The 23347-nt window shown below is 61.4% G+C and carries 18 protein-coding genes; 10 read left to right on the forward strand and 8 right to left on the reverse strand.

Translation table 11 applies throughout. The annotated features are described in order from the left end of the window. Positions 1 to 98: 98 nt before the first annotated feature. The 9 genes from IP85_RS12375 (at position 99) to trxA (ending at position 14521) form a co-directional block, all read left to right on the forward strand. Positions 99 to 500 carry a PTS sugar transporter subunit IIA gene (locus IP85_RS12375; protein ID WP_006724185.1) on the forward strand — a complete coding sequence of 134 codons (402 nt, stop codon included), beginning with the start codon at positions 99 to 101 and terminating at the stop codon, positions 498 to 500. Continuing rightward, entirely contained in the window at positions 497 to 784 is a 288-nt protein-coding gene (locus tag IP85_RS12380) for an HPr family phosphocarrier protein (protein WP_054149989.1), read from the forward strand. The genes IP85_RS12375 and IP85_RS12380 overlap by 4 nt, the downstream gene beginning before the upstream one ends. A gap of 160 nt (positions 785 to 944) precedes the next feature. Next, a complete protein-coding gene (gene ahcY, locus IP85_RS12385; RefSeq protein WP_054149990.1) occupies positions 945 to 2342 on the forward strand; it encodes an adenosylhomocysteinase in 1398 nt (465 codons plus the stop codon). Between the two features lie 294 nt (positions 2343 to 2636). Beyond that, positions 2637 to 5123, forward strand: a complete 2487-nt coding sequence (locus IP85_RS12390) for a PAS domain-containing sensor histidine kinase (protein ID WP_245280861.1) — start codon at positions 2637 to 2639, stop codon at positions 5121 to 5123. Next, positions 5120 to 6649, forward strand: coding sequence for a tRNA (adenosine(37)-N6)-threonylcarbamoyltransferase complex ATPase subunit type 1 TsaE (tsaE, locus tag IP85_RS12395; RefSeq protein WP_054149992.1), 1530 nt, complete (start codon positions 5120 to 5122; stop codon positions 6647 to 6649). The genes IP85_RS12390 and tsaE overlap by 4 nt, the downstream gene beginning before the upstream one ends. 4 nt (positions 6650 to 6653) lie before the next feature. Continuing rightward, entirely contained in the window at positions 6654 to 7388 is a 735-nt protein-coding gene (locus IP85_RS12400) for a nucleotidyltransferase family protein (protein WP_054149993.1), read from the forward strand. A 1-nt stretch (position 7389) separates the two neighbouring features. Continuing rightward, positions 7390 to 10578, forward strand: a complete 3189-nt coding sequence (addB, locus tag IP85_RS12405) for a double-strand break repair protein AddB (protein WP_054149994.1) — start codon at positions 7390 to 7392, stop codon at positions 10576 to 10578. Further along, entirely contained in the window at positions 10571 to 14125 is a 3555-nt protein-coding gene (addA, locus tag IP85_RS12410; protein ID WP_054149995.1) for a double-strand break repair helicase AddA, read from the forward strand. The genes addB and addA overlap by 8 nt, the downstream gene beginning before the upstream one ends. A gap of 75 nt (positions 14126 to 14200) precedes the next feature. Further along, entirely contained in the window at positions 14201 to 14521 is a 321-nt protein-coding gene (gene trxA / locus IP85_RS12415) for a thioredoxin (RefSeq protein WP_006724193.1), read from the forward strand. Positions 14522 to 14573: 52 nt separating this feature from the next. On the opposite strand, the gene IP85_RS12420 is transcribed toward trxA, so the two are convergent. From IP85_RS12420 to IP85_RS12455, 8 genes are all read right to left on the reverse strand, one after another. After that, complete coding sequence (locus IP85_RS12420; RefSeq protein ID WP_054149996.1) at positions 14574 to 15914, reverse strand: folylpolyglutamate synthase/dihydrofolate synthase family protein; 1341 nt, start codon at positions 15912 to 15914, stop codon at positions 14574 to 14576. A 40-nt stretch (positions 15915 to 15954) separates the two neighbouring features. Beyond that, the gene (gene accD, locus IP85_RS12425) at positions 15955 to 16863 is read right to left on the reverse strand and encodes an acetyl-CoA carboxylase, carboxyltransferase subunit beta (RefSeq protein WP_054149997.1); all 909 of its coding nucleotides are present in this window, start codon (positions 16861 to 16863) and stop codon (positions 15955 to 15957) included. 38 nt (positions 16864 to 16901) lie between these two features. After that, positions 16902 to 17741 (reverse strand): tryptophan synthase subunit alpha, encoded by an 840-nt coding sequence (gene trpA / locus IP85_RS12430; protein ID WP_054149998.1) that lies wholly within the window; start codon positions 17739 to 17741, stop codon positions 16902 to 16904. 2 nt (positions 17742 to 17743) lie between these two features. Next, positions 17744 to 18964 (reverse strand): tryptophan synthase subunit beta, encoded by a 1221-nt coding sequence (trpB, locus tag IP85_RS12435; RefSeq protein WP_054149999.1) that lies wholly within the window; start codon positions 18962 to 18964, stop codon positions 17744 to 17746. After that, positions 18961 to 19635, reverse strand: coding sequence for a phosphoribosylanthranilate isomerase (locus IP85_RS12440; protein WP_054150000.1), 675 nt, complete (start codon positions 19633 to 19635; stop codon positions 18961 to 18963). Before IP85_RS12440 ends, trpB begins: the two co-directional genes overlap by 4 nt. A gap of 73 nt (positions 19636 to 19708) precedes the next feature. Continuing rightward, on the reverse strand, positions 19709 to 20467 hold the full coding sequence (locus IP85_RS12445; RefSeq protein WP_054150001.1) for a SprT family zinc-dependent metalloprotease: 759 nt from the start codon (positions 20465 to 20467) through the stop codon (positions 19709 to 19711). Positions 20468 to 20560: 93 nt separating this feature from the next. After that, a complete protein-coding gene (locus tag IP85_RS12450) occupies positions 20561 to 20992 on the reverse strand; it encodes a DUF2852 domain-containing protein (RefSeq protein WP_054150077.1) in 432 nt (143 codons plus the stop codon). 144 nt (positions 20993 to 21136) lie between these two features. Further along, the gene (locus tag IP85_RS12455) at positions 21137 to 22420 is read right to left on the reverse strand and encodes a polyhydroxyalkanoate depolymerase (RefSeq protein WP_054150002.1); all 1284 of its coding nucleotides are present in this window, start codon (positions 22418 to 22420) and stop codon (positions 21137 to 21139) included. A gap of 275 nt (positions 22421 to 22695) precedes the next feature. On the opposite strand from IP85_RS12455, the gene IP85_RS12460 reads away from it, so the two are divergent. Beyond that, entirely contained in the window at positions 22696 to 23286 is a 591-nt protein-coding gene (locus tag IP85_RS12460; RefSeq protein ID WP_054150003.1) for a nitroreductase family protein, read from the forward strand. Positions 23287 to 23347: the final 61 nt, after the last annotated feature.

A 23347-nucleotide genomic window follows, 5' to 3' on the forward strand; every position in this document is an offset into this window, starting at 1 on the left:
TGCACTTCCCGCTTTGATCGACAAGATGGCGTCCTACTGATGGACGAAACGCCAATCTTGAGCTATTTGGCGAGAGTTGCGCTAAGGGGCAGTAGAGAATGATCGGACTTGTGCTTGTCACGCATGGCAAGCTGGCTGAAGAGTTTCACCACGCGGTGGAGCACGTCGTAGGCCCACAAAAATGCATCGAGACCGTCTCGATCGGCCCCGAAGATGACATGGATCAGCGTCGTCAGGACATTCTTGATGCCGTGTCACGTGCCGATGATGGCCATGGCGTAATCATCCTCACCGACATGTTCGGTGGTACGCCCTCGAACCTCGCGATCTCCGTGATGAACACCGGCCGGATCGAAGTGATCGCCGGGGTCAATCTGCCGATGCTGATCAAGCTTGCCGGCGTTCGCGGCGACAACGACATGGATCGCGCCCTCGTCGAGGCCTCCGAGGCTGGGCGCAAGTACATCAATGTTGCAAGCCGCGTATTGAGTGGCAAATGACTGCGATGGCCGACCCGATCTCCCGCGATCTTTTGATCATCAACAAGCGTGGCCTCCATGCGCGCGCCTCCGCCAAATTCGTACAGACCGTCAGCGGCTTCGATGCGAGCGTCAGTGTCTCCAAGGATGGAACGACTGTCGGCGGCACCTCAATCATGGGTTTGATGATGCTGGCGGCAAGCCCGGGGTGCTCGATCTGTGTATCGGCTTCGGGCAGTCAGGCCGAGGACGTCATGAACGCACTTGCCGCCCTGGTCGCGGACCGCTTTGGTGAAGAGATGTAAAGCATCGCGACATAAAGACATAAAGACTTCTTTATGTCAGATTGCGTTTGATGCGGTTCCCTGCTAGAAGACGACCAGCCCTGCAGCCAGATCTGCGGGAGAGCCAGTTAATCCATCCGCCATGAGATGCGGATCGGGTCGGATCCAGCCGGAGAATCCCATGAGCAAACATGACTATGTGATCGCTGATATCGGTCTTGCCGATTTCGGCCGCAAGGAAATCAGCATCGCTGAAACCGAAATGCCGGGCCTGATGGCCTGCCGCGAAGAATTCGGCGCGAGCCAGCCGCTGAAGGGTGCACGGATCACCGGTTCGCTGCATATGACGATCCAGACCGCTGTTCTGATCGAAACGCTCGTCGCGCTCGGTGCCGATGTCCGCTGGGCATCCTGCAATATCTTCTCGACCCAGGACCACGCCGCTGCAGCGATCGCCGCTGCCGGCATCCCGGTCTTTGCGATCAAGGGCGAGTCGCTCACCGATTACTGGGAATACACCGACAAGATCTTCCAGTGGACCGACGGCGGCTTCTCCAACATGATCCTCGATGATGGCGGCGATGCCACCATGTACATCCTGCTCGGCGCCCGCGCCGAAGCCGGCGAGGACGTTCTCTCCAATCCGCAGTCGGAAGAAGAAGAAATCCTGGTTGCGCAGATCAAGAAGCGTCTCGCCGCTTCGCCTGGCTGGTTCACCAAGCAGCGCGATGCGATCAAGGGTGTCACCGAAGAAACCACCACCGGCGTGCATCGCCTTTATGAACTCGCCAAGAAGGGCCTCCTCCCCTTCCCGGCCATCAACGTCAACGACTCGGTCACCAAGTCGAAGTTCGACAACAAGTATGGCTGCAAGGAATCGCTCGTCGACGGCATTCGCCGCGGTACCGACGTGATGATGGCCGGCAAGGTCGCTGTCGTCTGCGGTTACGGCGACGTCGGCAAGGGTTCGGCCGCCTCGCTGCGCGGCGCCGGCGCCCGCGTCAAGGTGACGGAAGTCGATCCGATCTGCGCCCTGCAGGCCGCCATGGACGGCTTTGAAGTGGTCACGCTGGAAGACGTGGTCTCCTCGGCCGACATCTTCATCACCACGACCGGCAACAAGGACGTCATCCGCATCGAGCATATGCGCGAGATGAAGGACATGGCGATCGTCGGCAATATCGGCCACTTCGACAACGAAATTCAGGTCGCTTCTCTGAAGAACCTGCGTTGGACGAACATCAAGCCGCAGGTCGACATGATCGAGTTCCCGAAGGGCAACCGCATGATCCTGCTGTCTGAGGGTCGTCTCTTGAACCTCGGAAATGCAACGGGTCACCCGTCCTTCGTGATGTCTGCGTCGTTCACCAACCAGGTTCTCGGCCAGATCGAACTCTTCGCCAAGACCGACGAGTACAAGCCGGGCGTCTACGTCCTGCCGAAGCACCTCGACGAAAAGGTCGCTCGCCTGCACCTCGAAAAGCTCGGCGTGAAGCTGACGACGCTCTCGGACGAACAGGCCGCCTATATCGGAGTCACGGCGCAGGGTCCGTTCAAGGCAGAGCACTACCGCTATTAAAATATAGCTGGATAATATCTACATCTAGTGGGCGGCGCCTTGACAAAGGCGCCGCTTTCTTTTTTGGGGCCCGGCCTTCCCGACCCTTCCCATCAAAGGTATTGTTTTAGAACTTGATTCGTGAACTGCACGAGCGGTCCGCGGATACGGATGTCTTGTCGACGATGCGGCACATAATGAGACGGAGACAGACCGAGAATGTCGGTAGATCAACGCGCCCCGCGTCAGCGGGATACGGCTATGACGGCCGGTTTTCCAAGCCTCTGGCGGCCAGTTTCTGAGCGAAAAAACGGGATGCTCCACGAGTTGTCCCATCGTCCCGCCTTGGCGATGAGAAGGCGTGTTCTGGCTTGCGGAAGTGCGCTCGCGAGCCTGTTTGCTCCGGGCCTTGCGTATGCGCAGGCGACGACCGCCATGCGCGGCTTCAACAGCATCGACGTCGCCGGATATGCGGTGCTTCTCGGTTCGGTTTCGGCCGCCCTGATCTTCGCGGCTGTTCTCTTGCGTCAACGCAACAAACTCGATGGCGAAGTGCGCGAACTGCGCTCCGCCTATTCGGACAGCCAGCAGAAGATCTCACGCTATCAGACGCTGATTGCCGACAAGAATCGCCGCACGGTGATCTGGGACGGTCACAACGGCCGCGCCGAGCTTCTCGGACAGCTCCCGGCGGAGACGGGTGCTCCCCAGCAGGATCCGGACTTTCTGGCGTTCGGACGCTGGCTGAAGCCTCATTCCGCAAGCGAGGTGGAGCGCGCAATCGAGGCACTCCGGCTGAACGCCAAGACTTTCGATCTCGTGGTCGAGACGCAGCGCGGAGACGTTCTGGAGGTTCAGGGCAACCTCTACGGTGGCCGCGCCTATGCGCATTTCGTGGCGCTGGACAATCTGCGTGCAGAACTCGCTGAACTCAAGATCGAACGCAACCGGTTGCGAAGCTCGATCGCGACCTTCGAATCGCTGCTCGATTCGATCGAACAGCCGGTCTGGCAGCGGGATGGCGACGGGCGTCTCGTCTGGGTGAACCAGGCCTATAGCGATGCCGTCGAATCCACGTCACCGCAACAGGCGGTGCAGGAAGGACGCGAGATCCTGGGCACTCTGACGCGTGAGAAGATCAAGGCTTCCGCAACGCCGGAATCACCGTTCCACGATACCGTTTCGACCGCCGTCCGCGGCGCACGCACCTTCTTCGACGTCGTCGATGTGCGGGGTCCTGGCGGCTCCTGTGGCATGGCAATCGACGTCTCCTCCTCCGAGACACTCAGGGAGGAACTTGCGCGGACGCTCAAGAGCCACGCCGATACGCTCGACCATCTCGCGACCCCGGTTGCGATCTTCGACGCTGATCGTCGCCTGCAGTTCTACAATCAGGCTTTCCTCCAGCTCTGGGGTCTCGAGACCAAGTTCCTCGAGAGCCGACCGGATCATGCCGAACTGCTCGACCGCTTGCGCGCCGCGCACAAGCTGCCGGAGCAGCTGAGCTGGAAAGCCTGGAAGGACAATTGCCTTTCTGTCTATCGGGCGCTCGAAACCCAGACCGACCTATGGCATCTGCCCAACGGCCAGACGCTGCGCGTGATCGCCTCGGCTCACCCGCAGGGCGGCGCGACCTGGGTCTTTGAAAACCTGACCGAACAATTCAATCTGGAAACCCGCTACAATACGCTGGTCCAGGTGCAGGGCGAAACCATCGACCATCTGTCGGAGGGTGTTGCCGTTTTCGGGCCCGATGGCCGGATTCAGCTCTCCAACCCCGCCTTCCGGGCAATCTGGGGCATCACCGAGACCCAGGCGGCGGTCGGCACGCATATCCGGCTGCTCGAAGCCGCCTGTGCACCGTCCTATGACAAGCCGGACGGCTGGAAAGCCTACGGCAAGATGATCACCAGCTTCGAGGACGAACGTCCTTCCAGCCAGGGGACGCTCGAACTCTATTCCGGCCTCGTCCTCGACTATGCCGTGACGCCACTGCCCAACGCACAGACCATGCTGACCTTCGTCAACATGACGGACAGCGTCCGGGCGGAACGGGCCTTGAAGGAGAAGAATGAAGCGCTGCGGAAGGCCGACGAGCTGAAGAACGATTTCGTCCAGCACGTCTCCTACGAACTTCGCTCGCCGCTCACCAACATCATCGGCTTCACCGATCTTCTGAAGACACCGACGATCGGTCCGCTCAACGAGCGGCAGGCCGAATACATCGATCATATTTCGACGTCGTCGTCCGTCCTCCTGACCATCGTCAACGACATCCTAGATCTCGCGACCGTGGATGCCGGGATCATGCAGCTCGACTATTCAGAGATCGATCTGAGCGACCTGCTCGACGATGTCTCCATGCAGATGACCGATCGGCTCCAGGAGAGCAGCGTGACGCTGGAGATTGCTGCCCCTGCCCAGCTCGGCCACCTGATCGCAGACCGGCAGCGGTTGAAGCAGATCCTCATCAAGATCCTGACGAACGCCGTCAATTTCGCACCCGAAGGCAGCGTGGTTTCCATGAAATGCTGGCGCGACGGCACCGACTTCTCGTTCTCGGTGACTGACAGTGGCTGCGGCATGAGCGCCGATCTCCTGTCCTCGGCCTTCGATCGATTTTCGACGAGCGCCAAGGGTGGCAAGCGCAGCGGACCGGGCCTTGGTCTGTCGATCGTCCAGAGCTTCGTCAATCTCCACAAGGGAGACGTCAAGATCGAGAGCGAGCCAGGTCAGGGTACCACGGTTCATTGCCGCATCCCCAATGCCAGCATACCGCAGATGATCGCCGCCGCAGAATGAACTCCGAGCCGTCCACGCTTGTCGTTCACCTCGCCGATGATGCCGCCACGGCACTGTTCGGCGAGGATCTGTTGCTGGCACTTCAGGTCGGCGATTGTGTCGCGCTGGACGGCGATCTCGGGGCCGGCAAATCGAGTTTGAGCCGGGCATTCATACGCGCCCTGGCCGATGATCCCGATCTCGAAGTGCCCAGCCCGACATTCACGCTGGTTCAGAATTATGATCTCAGTATTCCCGTTGCCCACTTCGACCTTTACCGGCTCTCCGATCCGAGCGAACTGGATGAACTGGGGCTGGAAGAAGCCTTGGCCGATGGCATATGCCTCGTCGAGTGGCCGGGCAAGGCAGGCCGCGCGCTTCCTAGAACCCGGATCGAGATCGAGTTTCAATTCGCGTCCAATGGCGGGCGAAACCTGGTAATCCGCGCGCCAGAGGCAAAACTGGCTCGGCTTCGGCGCGTGGATGAAATCCGCCGCTTCCTGAAGAGATGCGGATACGGAGATGCCCATCGACGGCATTTGACGGGCGACGCTTCCAACCGGGCCTATGAGCACGTCTATCCTGCCGACGGCAGTGCCCGCCTCGTCCTGATGGATGCGCCCAAGCGGCCGAACGGTCCGCCGATCCGGGACGGCAAGCCCTATTCGCAGCTCGTGCATCTGGCCGAGGATGTGCGTCCCTTCGTGGCCATCGGACAGGCGCTGCGCGAGCGCGGCTTTGCCGCTCCCGAAGTCCTGGAACAGGATCTCGACGCAGGTCTGTTGCTTCTCGAAGATCTCGGCGAAGGCGGTGTTCTCGACGAACAGGGAAAGCCGATCGCTGACCGCTACCGTGCCAGTGCGGCTTGTCTGGCCGCCATTCATGACACGCCCTTCGATCGGGAGATCGTCATTGCGGGCGGGCATAAACACGTCATTCCCGATTTCGATCGCGCGGCGATGAAGTTCGAGGTGGAGCTGCTTCTTGACTGGCACCTGCCCTGGAAACGTAAGGGGCAACAGGCGACAGCGGAAGAACGTGCCAGCTATCTCGCCATCTGGGACCAACTGATCGACGAACTGGCGGGCTCCGATACGTCCATCGTCATGCGTGACTTCCACTCGCCCAACATCATCTGGCGCGATGATCGCGAAGGGCATGACAGGGTCGGCCTTATCGATTTCCAGGATGCGATGATTGGCCCCTCGGCCTATGATCTCGTCTCGCTGGTCCAGGATGCGCGGGTGACGATTGAGCGGCCGCTGATGGACCAGCTGATGGCAGACTATCTTTCGGCACGCGCCAGGAAAGCGGATTTCAACGAAGCCGCATTCCTGAGGAGCTGGGCGATCATGTCGGCGCAGCGCGCCTGCAAGCTGAACGGGCTCTGGGTGCGCCTCAAGGACCGGGACGGCAAGCCGGGCTATATGCGCCATCTGCCGCGGACCCTTTGGCATCTCAACGTGGCTTTTGAGCATCCTGTTCTGGCCCCCTTGCGGAACTGGTGCATAGAGGCTGGAATCGAGCTTCCCGAATCACCGGCCTGAGCAAATGATCATCAAGCAAGCCATGGTGCTCGCGGCCGGACTCGGTACGCGGATGCGCCCCATTACAGAGACGACCCCGAAGCCGCTGGTTCAGATCGGCGGAAAGCCGATGATCGACTATGTGCTCGACGCGCTTGTTGAAACCGGTGTCAAGACGGTGGTCGTCAACGTGCATCACCATGCCGATCAGATGGAGGCCCATCTCGCCGGGGAGACACGGGCCGAGATCCGGATCTCCGACGAACGGGAGCGGTTGATGGATTCGGGCGGTGGTCTGGCCAAGGGCCTCAAGCTGCTGGACCAAGACCAGCCGGCACTCGTCATGAATGCGGACCTGTTCTGGGTCGGAGAACGGGATGATGAGCCGCGCAATCTTGTCCGGCTGGCGCAACAGTTCGATCCCTCCCGGATGGACATTGCGATGCTCTGTGTCGAGCAGGAACGGACCACGGGCCACAACGGCAAGAACGATTTCTCGATGGCGGATGACGGCAAGCTCACCCGCTATGTCTCGGGCGCACCGAACCCGGTCGTCTATGCCGGGGCCTTAGCGCTGATGCCGCATCTCTTCGACGATGCGCCGGATGGCCCCTTCAACCTCAACATCTATTTCGATCGTGCGATTGCCGCTGGTCGGCTCTTCGGCACGGACCTTAATGGACAGTGGCTGACCGTCGGCACCCCTGACGCGATCGCGCCTGCCGAAGCCGTGGTGGCCCGCTACGGCGGGAGCAGTTGAGATGGTGAGCAAGGCGCCGCGTCTGCTGACGATCCCTCCAGGCCGGCCCTTTCTCAGGACGCTGACGGAAGCGCTGCTCGACGGCCGTCTCACCGACTGTTTTCGCTACGACCCGACCGATCCGCTTTCTCTGGCAGGCGTCACTCTGCTCGTTCCGACCCGACGCGCGGCACGCGTGCTGCGCTCGGAATTCGTCGATCTGCTCGGTGGTCGCGCGGCGATCCTTCCCGACATTCGCACGCTCGGCGAGACGGATGACGACAGTGGCTTCTTCGATCTCGATGCGCCGCAGCTGATGGATCTTGCCCCGCCGGTGAGCGGCACCGTCATGCTTCTGGAACTTGCCCGGCTGATCCTTGCCTGGCGCAACCAGCTGCCGGAGATCGTCCGGTCAATCCATTCGGACACGCCGCTCGTGGCACCGGCGAGCCCGGCAGATGCCGTCTGGCTGGCACGGGCGCTGGTGGAGCTGATCGAAGCAGCCGAGACGGAAGGTTGCGACTGGACGGAATTGGAGAGCCTTCAATCGGCCGACTTCGGCTCCTGGTGGCAGCTGACACTGGAGTTTCTGAAAATTGCGACCCTGTTCTGGCCTGCACGGCTGCAGGAGCTGGTGCGGTCGTCTCCGGCCCGCCACCGCGATGCGGTGCTGAGGGCCGAGGCCGAGCGATTCCGCAGACAGGGTGCTTCCGGTCCCGTCATCGTTGCAGGTTCGACCGGCTCGATCCCGGCAGCGGCCGAGCTCATTGCCGCAATTGCAGAACTCGACCAGGGTGTCGTGGTGCTGCCCGGGCTCGACCTCGACATGCCGGACGAGGACTGGGCGAAGCTCAACGATCGCGAGATCTCCGTGATACGTCCAAGCCCTGCCGTGCGCGGGCATCCGCAATATGGCCTTGCCCATCTGCTGCGGCATATGAAACTTGAACGCGCCGATGTTCAGGCTCTCGAAGCCTCCGATCCGGCGCTCCGGGATCGAGCCGAATTTCTGTCGCGTGCCATGGCGCCCGCCGAGGCGACCGACACCTGGAAGGCCTGGCGGCAGGATATCGACGATTCACGCCTGCTCGCGGCATTTCGCGATGTCGCCCTGATCGAGACGGCCAATGAGCGCGAAGAAGCAACGGCGATTGCAATTGCGCTCCGGCTGGGGCTCGAAGAGGTTTCCGACAATCCCGAAAGCCGGGTGGCGCTGATCACGCCCGATCGCGCGCTGGCGCGGCGTGTCATGTCCGAGCTCGCGCGGTTCGGGATCGAGGCGGATGATTCGGCGGGCACGCCGATGACCGGGACCCAGGCTGCCATGCTGACCCAGGTGGTGGCCGAGGCCTGCCTGCGTCCGGGTGACCCTGTGGCGATCGTCTCGCTCATCAAGCATCCGCTGGCACGCTTCGGCTTCACGGCCGAAGACATGCGCAAGGCCGCCGATGCGCTCGAACGCATCGCGCTGCGCGGAGGCATGAAGAGCCTCGACCTTGCGGAGATGGAACCGCTGTTTGCCGAAGGGCTCGAAGCGCATCTGGCGGACCGCCACAAGCCGCAATGGCGCATCTCGATTGCGCCGGAGGAGATCGAACTCGCTCGTCTCTTGGCCAACCGTGTCACCTCAGCGGTCGAACCGCTCGTCTCGTCGGTCATCCGGTCGACCGACGGGCGCGTGCTGTCGCAGAGATTGACCGTCAGCGATTGGGCAGAGCGCACGGGCCGCGTGCTGGAAGCCGTCACTGTCGACGAGCGGGGTGACCTTGCCGGTCTCTGGGGCGATGCGGCGGGAGAGGCTCTGGCACGCCTTCTCGCCGAGGTTCTGGAGACGGACGGGCAGATCGAGGCCGACGGCCCGCAATGGGTGGATATCTTGACGGCGCTGATGGCCGGCCAGGCGGTCAAGCCACGCGCCATGCGGCATCCGCGCGTGTTCATCTTCGGGACGCTCGAAGCGCGCCTGCAGAATGTCGACATGATGGTCATCGGCGGCATGAACGAGGGGAGCTGGCCAAGCCAGACCAAGAACAATCCCTTCCTGTCGCGCGTCATGAAGACCGAAGTCGGGCTTGAGCCGCCGGAACGGCAGATCGGCCAGGTGGCGCATGACTTCCAGATGGCCTGTGGCACGCGGAAACTGATCTTCTCGCGCTCGCTACGCCAAGGCTCTGCACCGACGGTTGCCTCGCGCTGGCTGCAGCGCCTGATGGCGCTCGGCGGGCTCCTGCTGGAAGACGAGATGCGAAAGCGTGGCCAGATCTATCGGCGCTATGCCGACCTGATCGACCAGGGCGAAAACCAGGCACCGGCACAGCGCCCCGCGCCACGACCGCGCGCCGAACTGCAGCCACGCTCCTTCAGTTTTTCCGAAGTCGGACGCTTCCGGCGCGATCCCTACTCGATCTATGCGCGGCGAATCCTGCGTCTCGATCCCGTCGATCCCTTCAACCAAGATCCGGGGGCGGCCGAGCGTGGAACTCTCTATCACCGTATCGTCGAGCGGTTTATCCGCGAGGATCATGACCCGGCCCGGCTGGACGCGCTCGATATCCTGCACCGGATCACCGATGAGGAGTTCCTGACGGAGGCTCTGCCGTTGCACATCGATATCGTCTGGCGGCAGCGCTTCTACAGTGTCGCCTCGGCCTTTCTCAGCTGGGAGCGGCAGCGGAGACCGGAGATCAAGCGCTCGCTGACGGAAGTCAGAGGCAATGTGCTGCTTCGCCCTGTTGATATCACCATTAGCGGAATAGCGGACCGGATCGATATCCGAGGCGGCGGCTTTGCCGATATCATCGACTACAAGACGGGCCTCAACCCGAGCGCCAATCAGGCGCGCAGCCTGCTTGACCCACAATTGGCGCTGGAGGCGGCGGCCCTTCTCCAAGGCGCCTTCAAGCCTGCCGGTGACGTGAAACCTCTCAATCTTGTCTATGTGCGTCTGCGGCCCGGCGACCGTTTCTCGGCGGACCAGGTGAACAACGAGATGGCGACGCGGGGCGACAACAAGAAGTCTGCGCTTGAGCTTGCCACGCAATCGGTCGACGAACTCGGCCGTTTCGTTCAGGCCCTGCAGAGCGGCGAGCGCGGTTACGTCTCCCGTCTCATCCCGGCCGAACAGAACGCCTATGGCGGCGAATACGATCATCTGGCGCGCGTCGCGGAATGGTCGACGGCGGAAGCCGAGGAAGGAGCCGGCGATGAGTGATCAGCGCTTTGCCCTGGACGAGTTACCGACCGGCAACGATCCCGCCGCCTGGCTCGGCTGGACGACGCTTGCCCAGTCGCGCGCATCCCATCCCGGCCAGTCGGCTTGGGTGTCGGCGAATGCCGGCTCCGGCAAGACGCATGTGCTGACGCAGCGGGTGATCCGGCTGCTGCTCGCCGGCGCCCGCCCCTCGTCCATCCTCTGCCTCACCTATACCAAGGCCGCCGCCTCCGAAATGTCGAACCGCGTATTCGAGCGCCTCGCGGAATGGGCGACGCTGGATGACCGGGAGCTGGCCAAGCGGATTGCGGCCATCGAGCAGAGGGAGCCGGATCGGGCGACGCTCGCGGCCGCACGGCGGCTGTTCGCCAAGGCGCTGGAAACGCCGGGTGGCCTGAAGATCCAGACGATCCACGCCTTCTGCGAAGCGTTGCTGCACCAGTTTCCACTCGAAGCCAATGTCGCCGGGCATTTCAACGTCCTCGACGATCGAGCTGCCGTGACCGTTCTTGCCGAAGCGCGGCGATTGCTGCTGACCGCGACATCGACGGAGAATGATGCAGCACTCGCCGAAGCCTTCTCGCAGGTCTTGAGCATTGCCGATGAAAGCGGGCTCGAAGGCCTCATTGCCGATACCGTGGCCAACCGCCATGCTGTCAGAGACTTCCGGCAGCGGGCAGAAAAGACGGGTGGGCTTGATGCGACCTTAAGGAGGGGCCTTGGCATCGGTCCGCTGGAGAGCGAGACCAGCCGTGCCGAGGATTACTGGCCGCTTGCCGGCCTGTCGGGGGGCAATTTCAGCCGCTACATCCAGCTTGCCCTCGAAAAGGGCGGCGAGAAGGTGCGGGCCGTCGCGGAAGTGCTGGAACGGGCGCTGGTGGAAGCCGATCCGCTGGAGCGAGCGAAGCTTCTGGACCAGGCTTTCCTGACGGCACAGGAAGCGCCAAAGGCCGACAGCTCGCTGATTGCCGCCGCCATGACCAAGGTGGCGCCGGATCTCAAGGATGCCGTGATTGCGGCCCGGGATCATGTGGTCGCGATGCGGGACGGGCTGCGGATCTTCCGCATGTATGAGGCGACGCGGTCTGCACTGACGCTGGCCGTGCGTCTCGACACCGACTACGAGGAACTGAAGAAGCGGCGTTCGCAGCTCGATTTCGAGGATCTGATCGTGCGAACCGCGCGGCTTCTGACGCGCGGCGATGTCGGCGCCTGGGTGCATTACAAGCTGGACCAGGGCATCGACCATATCCTCGTCGACGAAGCGCAGGATACGAGCCCAGTGCAATGGGATGTCATCCGGTCGCTGCGCGAAGACTTCTTTACCGGTTTGAGTGCCCGGCCGGGGATCCGCACCTTCTTTGCGGTTGGGGACGAGAAGCAGTCGATCTATTCCTTCCAGGGCGCACGCCCGGAGCAGTTCTCGCAGGAGGCAAGCCAGACTGCGCGCGCGGTCACCGAAAGCGGGCAAAGCTTCAACACGGTGCGTCTGCCGCTCTCCTTCCGCTCGACGCAATCGGTGCTCGCGGCGGTCGACCAGGTCTTCAGCCTGCCGGAAAACAGCCGGGGCCTCAGCGCCGGCGGGGACCCCGTCATCCACCAGTCGAGCCGGATCGGACATCCCGGCACAGTCGACGTCTGGGACATGATTGCGGCGGAGAAGCAGGAGAAAGACGAGGACTGGACCGCCCCCTTCGATGCGACGCCGGAAAGCGCACCTTCGGCCATCCTCGCACGACGCGTGGCGCATCAGATCAGCCAGATCGTCGGACGGGAAACGATCATCGAGAAGGGCAACAAGCGGCTGATCCGCCCGGGCGACATTCTCGTGCTCGTGCGCAAGCGCGATGGTTTCGTCAATGCGCTGACACGCGCGCTGAAACGCCCGTATAACGTACCGGTCGCCGGTGCAGACCGCCTGAAGCTGACAAGCCATATTGCCGTGCAGGACATGCTGGCGCTCGGGCGTTTCCTGCTGCTGCCCGGAGACGATCTGTCGCTCGCTTCGCTCCTGAAGAGCCCGCTCTTCAACCATAGCGAAGACGACTTGATGCAGCTTGCCGAGCGGCCGGAAGCGCAGAGCCTCTGGGCGAGACTGACAGAACAGGCTGAGACGGATACAGCCTGGAAGAAGACCTACGACCGCCTCACACTGTTTCTCGAACAGGCGCGGGAGTACTCCGTCCATGATTTCTATGCCCGGGTGCTCAGCGTTCATGGTGGTCGAAGGGCCTATCTTGGGCGCCTAGGCTCCGAGGTCAGCGACATCATCGACGAGTTCCTGACCTTTGCCCTCTCCTTCGAGACCAGCGGATTGCCCGGCTTGCAATCCTTCGTTTCGACGCTCGAGATGGAAGCGCCTGAGGTCAAGCGCGAACAGGACAAGGAGCGCAACGAAGTCCGGATCATGACGGTTCATGCCTCGAAGGGACTTGAGGCGCCGATCGTCTTCCTGATCGATGGCGGCTCGAAGCCCTTCAATTCGAACCATGTGGCAAAGCTCAGGATCATCGAAACGGCTGAAGGCTTGCCCTTCCCGATCTGGGTGCCGTCGAAGTCGCTCGGCAATTCGATCTCCGCTGGCGACATGGATCGGCGCAAGGATCAGGCCGAGGAGGAATATCGCCGGCTGCTGTATGTCGCGATGACCCGCGCTGCAGACCGACTCATCGTGGGCGGCTATCGCGGCGTGCAGGACACGGGTGAGATCTGGCACAAGATGATCGCGCGGGCGCTCAGTGCTGACGAAACGCGCTGCAAAGAGGTCGAATTCATCGGCCCAGATGGCAGCTGGACCGGATTGCGCTGGTCTCTCGGCGAGGCAGAGCATGATCTGCCGGTGACCGAAGAGGGCGCCGAAAGCGAGGACAGCCACAGCCTTCCGCCTACGCTCTGGAAGCCGCTGCCACCGCCGGTCAGCCTGCCAAGACCACTCAGCCCCTCCGGTGCCGGCAGCATCGTCATCGACGAAGACGAGGATGCGTTGACGGCCTCTGCGCTGTTCTCAACGACGGAAAAGGCGGATCTCGCTCTGCAGCGCGGGCGGCTCATCCATCGGATGCTGCAAAACTTGCCCGGCGTTCCGGAGGGTGACCGCCGTGAGGCAGCCGAGCGTTATGCGGAACGGGCCGCCCGGTTCTGGCCGGCTGAGCAGCGATCCAGGTTGGTCTCCACCGTGATCACCGTTCTCGAAGACGAGGCGCTTCGCCCGCTGTTCGATACCGGCAGTCGCGCGGAAGTTTCGGTCATGGGCACGATGCGGCTGAAGGGAGAATTGCGTGCGGTCTCCGGCCGGATCGACCGCATGACCGTGCTTGCCGACCGGGTGATCATCGCCGACTACAAGACCAACCGGAATCCACCACTGGAGGCGGCCCAATGCCCGCTCTCGCATCGGGTGCAGCTCGCCATCTATCGCGAGATCCTGCAGCCGCTCTATCCCGGCAAACAAGTCGAATGCTGGCTGATCTACACCGAAAACGGCAGCCTCATTCCCCTTGATGAAAGCCTTCTTCAGCGGTCCCTTGCCGACCTCGAAACATCGTGAGATACCGCATATTGAAATTGCTGCCGCGCGGCATCACATATCTAGTCAATTCCGTATTTATGAAGGGAGAGCCCCATGGCTACCGTTAAAGTCGACAAGTCCAATTTCCAGGCCGAGGTTCTCAACGCTTCCGAACCGGTCGTCGTGGATTTCTGGGCCGAATGGTGCGGCCCGTGCAAAATGATTGCACCGAGCCTCGAAGAAATCTCCAACGAACTCGCCGGCAAGGTGAAGATCGCCAAGCTCAACATCGATGAAAACCCGGAACTGGCTGCCCAGTTCGGTGTTCGCTCGATCCCGACGCTGGCCGTCTTCAAGGGTGGTGAAGTGGCCGATATCAAGGTGGGTGCGGCTCCGAAGACTGCGCTTTCCAGCTGGATCGCCGGTGCGGCATAAGCCTCACTACATTGATGAATAAAGAAAAAGCCCGGTTACAGCCGGGCTTTTTTCATTTGGGGATGGTGCCGTTTTCGGCGAGCACATTGCCCGCCAGATAAAGCGAGCCGCCGATCATGATGCGGGGCGGAACGCCATCTTCACTGCGTTCGCGGATTGCGTCCAGCGCCTGGCCAAGCGACTCCATCGGAAGGGCCTTCAAACCAGCCTCAGCTGCCGACTGGGCAAGTGCCACCGGGTCGAGGCCAACGTCAGAGCCCGTTATCGGGACAGTGTAGACGTTATGGGCGATATCCACGAAAGCGCGGAAGAAGCCGATCGGATCCTTGGTGTTGATCATGCCGATGACCAGATGCAGCGGTCGCGCCTGGCGTTCTTCCATGGATGCCATGGCCTCCGCGATCACTTCGCCTGCGCCGGGATTGTGGCCTCCGTCGAGCCAGATTTCAGCGCCGGCCGGCGCACGCTCCACCAGCCGACCCTCGGTGAGCTTCTGCAGGCGGCCCGGCCATTCGACCGACAGCATGGCCTTTTCGGCAATCTCTTCGGTGACGGAGTAGCCGGCTGCCTTGACCGCACGGATGGCGGTTGCGGCATTGCCGATCTGGTGCCGACCCGGCAGACGCGGCAGCGGCAGGTCCATCAGACCGAATTCGTCCTGGTAGACGAGCCGTCCGAATTCTTCGTACGCCAGGAAATCCTGGGCGAAGACGGTGAGAGGACAGCCGAGGCGTTCGGCCGTGCTGATCAGCACATCCTTGGCGCCGTCGAACTCCTGGTGTCCAATCACGACGGGGACGCCGCGCTTCATGATTCCGGCCTTTTCGGCGGCGATCAGTTCGACGCGATCGCCGAGATAGGCCTGATGATCGAGCGAGATCGGCTGAATGATGCAGACAGCCGGCTTTTCGACGACATTGGTGGCGTCGAAGCGGCCGCCAAGACCGACCTCCAGCACGACGACGTCGGCAGGCTGTTCGGAAAAGAGAATGAATGTCACCGCCGTCAGGATCTCGAAGACGGTGATCGGTTTGCCGCCGTTTGCCTCGGCAACGCGGCGCAGAGCATCGGCAAACAGTTCATCGTCGACGATCTGACCGGGGCCACCCTTTACGCCGATGCGATAGCGCTCATGCCAGCGCACCAGATGCGGTGAGGTGTGGACGTGGACGGACAGGCCCTGGGCCTCCAGAAGCGCCCGGCAAAAGGCCGAGGCCGACCCCTTGCCGTTTGTGCCGGCCACATGAATGACCGGCGGCAGCTTCAGATGCGGGTTACCCAGAACCTCAAGGAGGCGGCGGATACGGTCGAGCGACAGATCGTAGCCCTTGGGGTGCAGCCCCATGAGTTTTTCGATCTCGGCATCGGCCTGGCTGACGATGGGGGCTGTCATCACTTTCGTTCCGCGACCGCGGCCTCACAGAAAACGCGGCTCAGGCCGAGGCCTTCTCGACCGGCTCTGCCACCTTCGCAGGGACCGCCGTGTCGTTGGCAGGGCGCTTGGTCATAATCTTCAGGACGCGCGCGAGCGTGTCAGGAATGTCGTGACGCTTGACGACCATGTCGACCATGCCGTGTTCCAGCAGGTATTCAGAGGTCTGGAAGCCTTCCGGCAACTTCTCGCGGATCGTCTGCTCGATAACGCGCTTACCGGCAAAGCAGATCTCGGCACCCGGTTCGGCAATGTGGAGGTCGCCCAGCATGGCGTAAGATGCCGTTACGCCGCCCGTAGTCGGGTTGGTGAGGACGACGATGTAGGGCTGGCCGGCTTCCTTCAGCATGTCGACGGCAACCGTGGTGCGCGGCAGCTGCATCAGCGAGAGGATACCCTCCTGCATGCGGGCGCCACCCGAAGCCGGGAACATGACCAGCGGGCACTTTTCCTTGATGGCGCGTTCGAAGGCCTTCACGATCGCTTCGCCAGCGGCAATGCCGAGCGAACCGCCCATGAAGTTGAACTCGTGGACGACGGCAACGAGCTTCAGGCCCTGCACCGTGCCGACGCCGGCAACGATCGTGTCTTCCTGATCCGTCTTCACGCGGCTGTCACGAAGACGGTCGGTGTATTTCTTGGAATCGCGGAACTTCAGCGGATCCTGCGCGACTTTCGGCTGCGGCAGGGCTTCGAATTGGCCTCCGTCGAAGAGATCGATCAGGCGCGACTTCGCCGGCATCTTCATGTGATAGCCGGAAGCCGGGATCACCCACTTGTTCTCTTCCAGGTCCTTATGGAAGACCATCTCGCCCGTTTCCGGGCACTTGATCCAGAGATTTTCCGGAACTTCGCGGCGGCCCAGCATGGAATTGATGCGCGGGCGCACATAGTTGGTGATCCAATTCACGCGGCTTACTCCTGATATTTAAAGCCCATATGGGGTGCTTATTCGGCAGCAGCAAGGCGTGCAGACCGCACGCCGGTTGCCAGTCCGCGCACCAGCGTGGCGACGGCCTGAACCGTATCCGCCGTCGCTTTGCCATCGGCTGTGAGATTTGTAGCAACCTGATTGACGATCGCGGTACCAACCACGACGCCATCGGCATTGGCGCCGATCAGGCGGGCATGCTCGGCGGTCTTGACGCCGAAGCCGACGCAGATCGGCAGGTCCGTATGCGCCTTGATGCGCTGGACGGCACCGGCAACACGCGAGGGATCCGGCAGTGCCGAACCGGTGATGCCGTTCATCGAGACGTAATACACGAAGCCCGAGGTGTTCTTGAGAACGGTGGGCAAACGCTTGTCGTCGGTTGTCGGGGTTGCCAGACGGATGAAGTTGATGTCCCGGCTACGGGCCGGGATGCAAAGTTCGTCATCCATTTCCGGCGGCAGATCGACAACGATCAGGCCATCGATGCCGGCAGCCAATGCGTCGTCGAGGAAACGCTCGACGCCATAGACGTAGATCGGGTTGTAGTAACCCATCATGACGATCGGCGTTTCGTTGTCCGTCTTGCGGAATTCACGCGCCAGATCGAGCGTGCGAACGAGGGTTTGGCCGGCTTTGAGGGCCCGCTGGCCGGCAAGCTGGATCGCCGGGCCATCGGCCATGGGATCCGAGAAGGGCATGCCGAGCTCGATAACGTCGGCGCCGGCTTCCGGCAGAGCCTTCATGATCGCGAGCGACGTGTTGTAGTCCGGATCGCCACCCATGAAATAGGTGACGAGAGCCGGGCGGCCTTCTGCTTTCAGTGCAGCGAAACGTTGGTCCATACGCGCAGTCATGATCAGAGCCCCATACCGAGAATCTTGCCGACAGTGAAGATATCCTTGTCGCCGCGGCCGCAGAGGTTCATCACAATGATCTGGTCCTTGTCCATCTTCGGGGCGCGCTTGACGACTTCGGCGAGCGCATGGCTCGGCTCGAGCGCCGGGATGATGCCTTCGGTGCGCGTCAGCAGCTGGAAGGCGGCGAGCGCCTCGTCGTCCCTGATCGGAACGTATTCGACGCGGCCCATATCCTTCAGCCAGGAATGCTCCGGGCCAATACCCGGATAATCGAGGCCGGCGGAGATCGAGTGACCTTCCTTGATCTGGCCGTCGCCGTCCTGCAGCAGATAGGTGCGGTTGCCATGCAGGACGCCGGGCGTACCTGCGGTCAGCGAAGCGCAGTGCTCCTCGCCTTCGAGACCCTTGCCACCAGCTTCGACGCCAACGATGCGGACACTCTCGTCATCGAGGAAGGGATGGAAGAGGCCGATCGCGTTCGAACCACCACCGACGGCAGCAATCAGCATGTCCGGCAGGCGGCCTTCCGCAGCCAGCATCTGCTCGCGCGTTTCGCGGCCGATGACCGACTGGAAGTCGCGGACCATTTCCGGATAGGGATGCGGGCCGGCGGCTGTGCCGATCATGTAATAGGTGTCGTCGACATTGGTGACCCAGTCGCGCAACGCCTCGTTCATTGCGTCCTTGAGGGTGCCATGGCCAGAGGTTACCGGCTTCACCTCGGCACCGAGCAGCTTCATGCGGAAAACGTTCGGCGCCTGGCGCTCGACGTCGGTCGCGCCCATGTAGACGACGCAAGGGATGCCGAAGCGAGCGGCGACCGTGGCAGAGGCCACACCATGCTGGCCGGCGCCGGTTTCAGCGATGATACGGGTCTTGCCCATGCGCTTGGCGAGCAGGATCTGGCCGAGGCAGTTGTTGATCTTGTGCGAACCGGTGTGGTTCAGCTCATCGCGCTTGAAGTAGATCTTCGCGCCACCGAGTTCTTCCGTCAGACGCTCGGCGAAATAGAGCGGGCTTGGGCGACCGGTGTAATGGGTGTTGAGATGCGCCAGTTCGGCCTGGAATTCCGGATCCGTCTTCGCCTTTTCCCATTCCGCCTGCAGGTCCAGGATCAGCGGCATCAGCGTCTCGGCGACGAAACGGCCACCGAAGATGCCGAAGCGGCCGTCTTCGTCTGGACCTTCACGGAAGGAATTGGGTTTCGGTGACTGGTTCACTTGACACTCCCTGAAACCGGCTGTGCACGACTTGCCTCGGCAACGGCCGCAAAAAACTCATCCATTATCTGCAGATCCTTGACGCCCGGCGCAGATTCCACGCCAGAGGATACGTCGATTGCCCGTGCTCCGGTTTCCCGCAGGGCCTCTGCGATATTGGCCTTGTTGAGGCCTCCGGAAAGCATGTAATCGACGCTGTCGTCAAGCGAACGCAAGAGACGCCAATCGAAGGTGACGCCATTGCCGCCGGGCAAATCGGAGCCCACAGGCGGTTTGGCATCGAAGAGAAAACGATCGGCAATCCCGATATAGGGCTCTATGCGCCTCAGGTCATCGGCATCGCGAATGGAAAATGCCTTCATAATCGGAAGACCGGTGACCGCCTTGACTGTCAGCAGCCGTTCCGGGCTTTCGTGGCCATGGAACTGCAGGATATCAGGACGCATAAGCGCAATAATCTCGTCGAGATCGTCATTATCTGCATCGACTGTCACCGCGACGCTCTTCACCCGGCCGCGAACGCGGTCTGCGAGCACGCCTGCGATATCAGGCTCGATGTTGCGCGGGCTCTTTTCAAAGAAAATGAAGCCGATATGGCTCGCGCCGCGGTCGGCCGCACGATCGACCGCCTCCGGCGTCTTCAGTCCGCAGATCTTGATATCGGGTCTCATGGCAGCGAAGTCGCACGAAATCAAAAAAGAGTCGAGCCAATTTGCGACAGAGGCTGAAAGGTCGCGGGGTCAATCAGTCGAAGTCTATGGCATGAAGGGCCGAGCCATGACGCTTCAGCCAGGACTTCGCTTCGTCCATGGGTGGGCAGAGCTCCTTGCAAAGTGCCCAGAAGGCCGGACCGTGGTTCATCTCCCGCAAATGCGCAACCTCGTGGGCAGCGAGATAGTCGATGACCAGAGGCGGCGCCATGACAATGCGCCAGGAGAAGCTCAGCTTGCCGTCCCAGGAACAGGATCCCCATCTGCTGCGGGTATCCTTCAGCGTCATGCTCTTGACTGGCTTGCCGACATTTCTGGCATGCAGTGCCACGAGGCGCTCGAGGTCATGGCGTGCTTCCTTCTTGAGGAAATCGGCGACGCGCCTCGGCAGATGGTCCTCGAGGCCGCTGACGCTGAGGACATGGCCAATCTCGCTGTCGATCGACTGGGTCAGGCCGCGCAACTGACCTGTATGGACGATACGATGGGGAATGCCTCGGAGTAGAATGTCTCCGCCATCCTCAATGGCGCCGACCGTTTTCTGGCGCTTGAGCTTGGTGCTGAGCCAGCCCTGGTGGCGATCGAGAAAGTCATCGATGTCCCGTTCGCGCAGCCCTGGCGGAATTGTCATCTTCAAAGCGCGCCCGCCGGGCTCGATCCTGAGCGTGATGCGGGTCGCGCGGCTGTTCTTTCTGATGGTCAGCGGAATGGACCGTCCATCCACGGCAATCGCCCGCTCCAGCTGGATCGCCGGGGTTCTCTGCGGTGTCAGCTTTTTCAGCAGGGGAAACATGCGTGTGTTCTAGCCGATTCGGGAGCTCTTCTTGCAACAAAAAAGGTCGGCGCACGAGCGCCGACCCCGGTTGCGACAGGATGGCTCGACCGGTCAGTTGCCGGTGAAACCCTGGGCGGGACCGCCCTCGCCTGAAGTCTTCATCTGCTGACGGTCGCGCATGAAGCGGTCGAACTCTTCCTGGTCCTTCGCCCGGCGCAGTTCGCGGGCGTAGTTGTCGAATTCGGCGCGCATTTCATCGAGACGGCGACGTTCTGCGTCGAGACGCTCGAGTTCGGTCTTGCGCCAGTCGTCGAAGGCGACGTTGCCGGTGGAGGCAGGCGCAGTGTAGCTGTTGGAGCGGCACCAGGCGAAGGCACTATCCGCCTTCTGATTGGCTTCCCGCTTGAAGTTCTGAAACTTCTCGCCGAACAGGATGTAGGCAAGCATGGCCACACCGAGCGGCCAGAAGACCATGAAGCCGAGCACCATCAAGGCGACGGTTGCCGGAGTCCAATCCGGCCGAAGCAGTGCTGACTGGTTCATCATCGATAACCTCGTTTTGCGCGGACAGCGGAATGCCGTCCGATGGTTTCGATGTGGGAAATGCCGCCCTGCCCTTCAAGAAAGAAGCGGACCCAATCGGAGAACCGACTGAATCCGCTTCTTAAATTCGGAATGACGAAAATGTCAGAGAGCCTTGCCGCCCTTGATGACCCGCTTAACCGGATTGGTGGTCTTGGCCTTCTTGCCGTGTGTGCGGGCGAATTCGACAATGCGCGGCGCGATTTCGCGACGGAAACGCGAGCCATTGAAGACGCCGTAGTGGCCAACGTCAGGCTGCATGTAGTGCAGGCGCATATCGTCGGGAATGTTGGTGCAGATCGTCTGCGCCGCCTTGGTCTGACCGAGACCCGAGATGTCGTCGTTTTCGCCTTCGACTGTCAAAAGCGCGACGTTGCGGATCGCTGTCGTGTCGACGCGCTTGTTGCGATGCATCATCTCACCCTTGGGCAGGGAGTGCTTGATGAACACCGTCTCGACGGTCTGAAGATAGAATTCCGCCGTGAGGTCCATGACCGCCAGATATTCATCGTAGAAGTCGCGGTGCTTCTCGGCCGGTTCCCCGTCGTTCTTGACGAGGTGCATGTAAAACTCCTTGTGCGCAATCATGTGCCGATCAAGGTTCATCGACATAAATCCCGAGAGCTGCAGGAAGCCCGGATAGACCTGACGCATGAAGCCGGGCTGCGGCCACGGCACCTGCATGATGACGTTGTCGCGGAACCATTCGAGCGGCTTGTCCTGGGCCAGTTGATTGACGGCCGTCGGGTTGATGCGCGTGTCGATGGGGCCACCCATGAGTGTCATCGAGGACGGTGCGCAGACGTCCCCCTCACCTTCCATGACGGCGACGGCGGCCAGCACGGGAACGGAGGGCTGACAGACCGCGACCACATGGGTGTCAGGACCGAGGTGATGAAGGATGTCGATGACGTAATCGATATAGTCGTCGAGATCGAAATCGCCTTCGGTCACCGGCACCATACGGGCATCGATCCAGTCGGTGATGTAAAGGTCCGCACTCGGCAGCAGTGCCTCGACCGTCCCACGGAGCAAGGTCGCGTAGTGGCCCGACATGGGTGCGACGATGAGGATGCGCGGACCCTTTTCGGTGCCGGCTGGAAGATGGCGCTTGAAATGGATCAGATCGCAGAAAGGCTTGCGCCAGACGATTTCTTCCTCGACCGTGACGCTTTCATCCCCGATCCTGGTTGTCGGGAGACCGAAGGCCGGCTTGCCGTAGCGGCGCGTCACACGTTCGAAAACTTCAAAGCCCGCTGAGAATGAACGCCCGACGACCGTATGGGACCAAGGGTTGAGCGGGTTTCTCCATGCCAGGTTCATGGCGTCCGCTGTTGCCCGGAATGGCGCCATGAATGCATGGTTCAGTTCATAGAGCTGATAGAACATGGGTTCTGTACCTTTTTGTCGGACCAGAGGGTCCTCGTTCATTCGCTACACTAACAGACTTTGTGCATCGCAAAAGCCCGGATTATCCCTCCTTTCGCAGCACACAACGTCTCATGACTTCGGATGATGTTCGAAAAGCCTTAAAGTTCCTCCCCCGGCGCGGGGTTAAACAACGATCACAGTGTTCACCCGAATTTGCAGCCGCGACCCTTTCCGAGGCTTGCGAATTGATGTTTGTTCCATCCGTCATCCCAAGACATGTGTGAAGGAACACCATGACCAGCAGCAATCACCGCCAGTCCGAATACAATGTCGATCCGATCTTTCTCGATCGATGGTCGCCGCGTGCGTTTGACGGAAGCACGATGCCGAAGGAAGATCTCCTGACCATCCTCGATGCCGCGCATTGGGCGCCGTCAGCGTTCAACTACCAGCCCTGGCGCTTCATCTACGCCCTGAAGGGAACACCTGAGTTCGACAAGTTTCTCGATATCTTGATCGAGTTCAACCAGGGTTGGGCCAAGAATGCCGCGGCCCTCGTCTTCATCTTTTCCGACACGCTGAGCCGTCCGGCTGATGGTTCGGAGCCGAAGTCCTATCGCAGCCACAGTTTCGACGCGGGTGCTGCCTGGGGTCTGCTCTCGGTTCAGGCCATCAAGTCGGGCTATTTTGCCCACGCAATGACCGGCTTCGACTTCGATCGGGCCGTCTCCGAGCTGGGCGCGCCTGACGGTTTCCACATCAATGCAGCGGTGGCCATCGGAAAGCTGGGTGACAAGGAAGCTTTGCCGGAGGGTCTGCGTTCGAAGGAAACGCCGAATGGTCGCAAGGCTCTGGCTGAAGTGGCATTCGAGGGACGTTTCTGAGCCCGCGCATTCATGGTTTCACGTGAATCACGTTAACCATCTCAACAACGAAACCTGTTGA

Source organism: Rhizobium sp. AAP116 (assembly GCF_001295785.1).
Taxonomy (GTDB): Bacteria; Pseudomonadota; Alphaproteobacteria; order Rhizobiales; family Rhizobiaceae; genus Allorhizobium.

Coding starts and splice junctions, on each gene's coding strand:
- IP85_RS12460 (WP_054150003.1), top strand. CDS start 22,696: ATGACCAGCAGCAATCACCGCCAGTCCGAATACAATGTCGATCCGATC.
- tsaE (WP_054149992.1), top strand. CDS start 5,120: ATGAACTCCGAGCCGTCCACGCTTGTCGTTCACCTCGCCGATGATGCC.
- IP85_RS12455 (WP_054150002.1), bottom strand. CDS start 22,420: ATGTTCTATCAGCTCTATGAACTGAACCATGCATTCATGGCGCCATTC.
- IP85_RS12380 (WP_054149989.1), top strand. CDS start 497: ATGACTGCGATGGCCGACCCGATCTCCCGCGATCTTTTGATCATCAAC.
- IP85_RS12445 (WP_054150001.1), bottom strand. CDS start 20,467: ATGTTTCCCCTGCTGAAAAAGCTGACACCGCAGAGAACCCCGGCGATC.
- ahcY (WP_054149990.1), top strand. CDS start 945: ATGAGCAAACATGACTATGTGATCGCTGATATCGGTCTTGCCGATTTC.
- IP85_RS12440 (WP_054150000.1), bottom strand. CDS start 19,635: ATGAGACCCGATATCAAGATCTGCGGACTGAAGACGCCGGAGGCGGTC.
- IP85_RS12400 (WP_054149993.1), top strand. CDS start 6,654: ATGATCATCAAGCAAGCCATGGTGCTCGCGGCCGGACTCGGTACGCGG.
- IP85_RS12420 (WP_054149996.1), bottom strand. CDS start 15,914: ATGACAGCCCCCATCGTCAGCCAGGCCGATGCCGAGATCGAAAAACTC.
- trpA (WP_054149998.1), bottom strand. CDS start 17,741: ATGACTGCGCGTATGGACCAACGTTTCGCTGCACTGAAAGCAGAAGGC.
- IP85_RS12450 (WP_054150077.1), bottom strand. CDS start 20,992: ATGAACCAGTCAGCACTGCTTCGGCCGGATTGGACTCCGGCAACCGTC.
- IP85_RS12375 (WP_006724185.1), top strand. CDS start 99: ATGATCGGACTTGTGCTTGTCACGCATGGCAAGCTGGCTGAAGAGTTT.
- trxA (WP_006724193.1), top strand. CDS start 14,201: ATGGCTACCGTTAAAGTCGACAAGTCCAATTTCCAGGCCGAGGTTCTC.
- addB (WP_054149994.1), top strand. CDS start 7,390: ATGGTGAGCAAGGCGCCGCGTCTGCTGACGATCCCTCCAGGCCGGCCC.
- addA (WP_054149995.1), top strand. CDS start 10,571: ATGAGTGATCAGCGCTTTGCCCTGGACGAGTTACCGACCGGCAACGAT.
- IP85_RS12390 (WP_245280861.1), top strand. CDS start 2,637: ATGCTCCACGAGTTGTCCCATCGTCCCGCCTTGGCGATGAGAAGGCGT.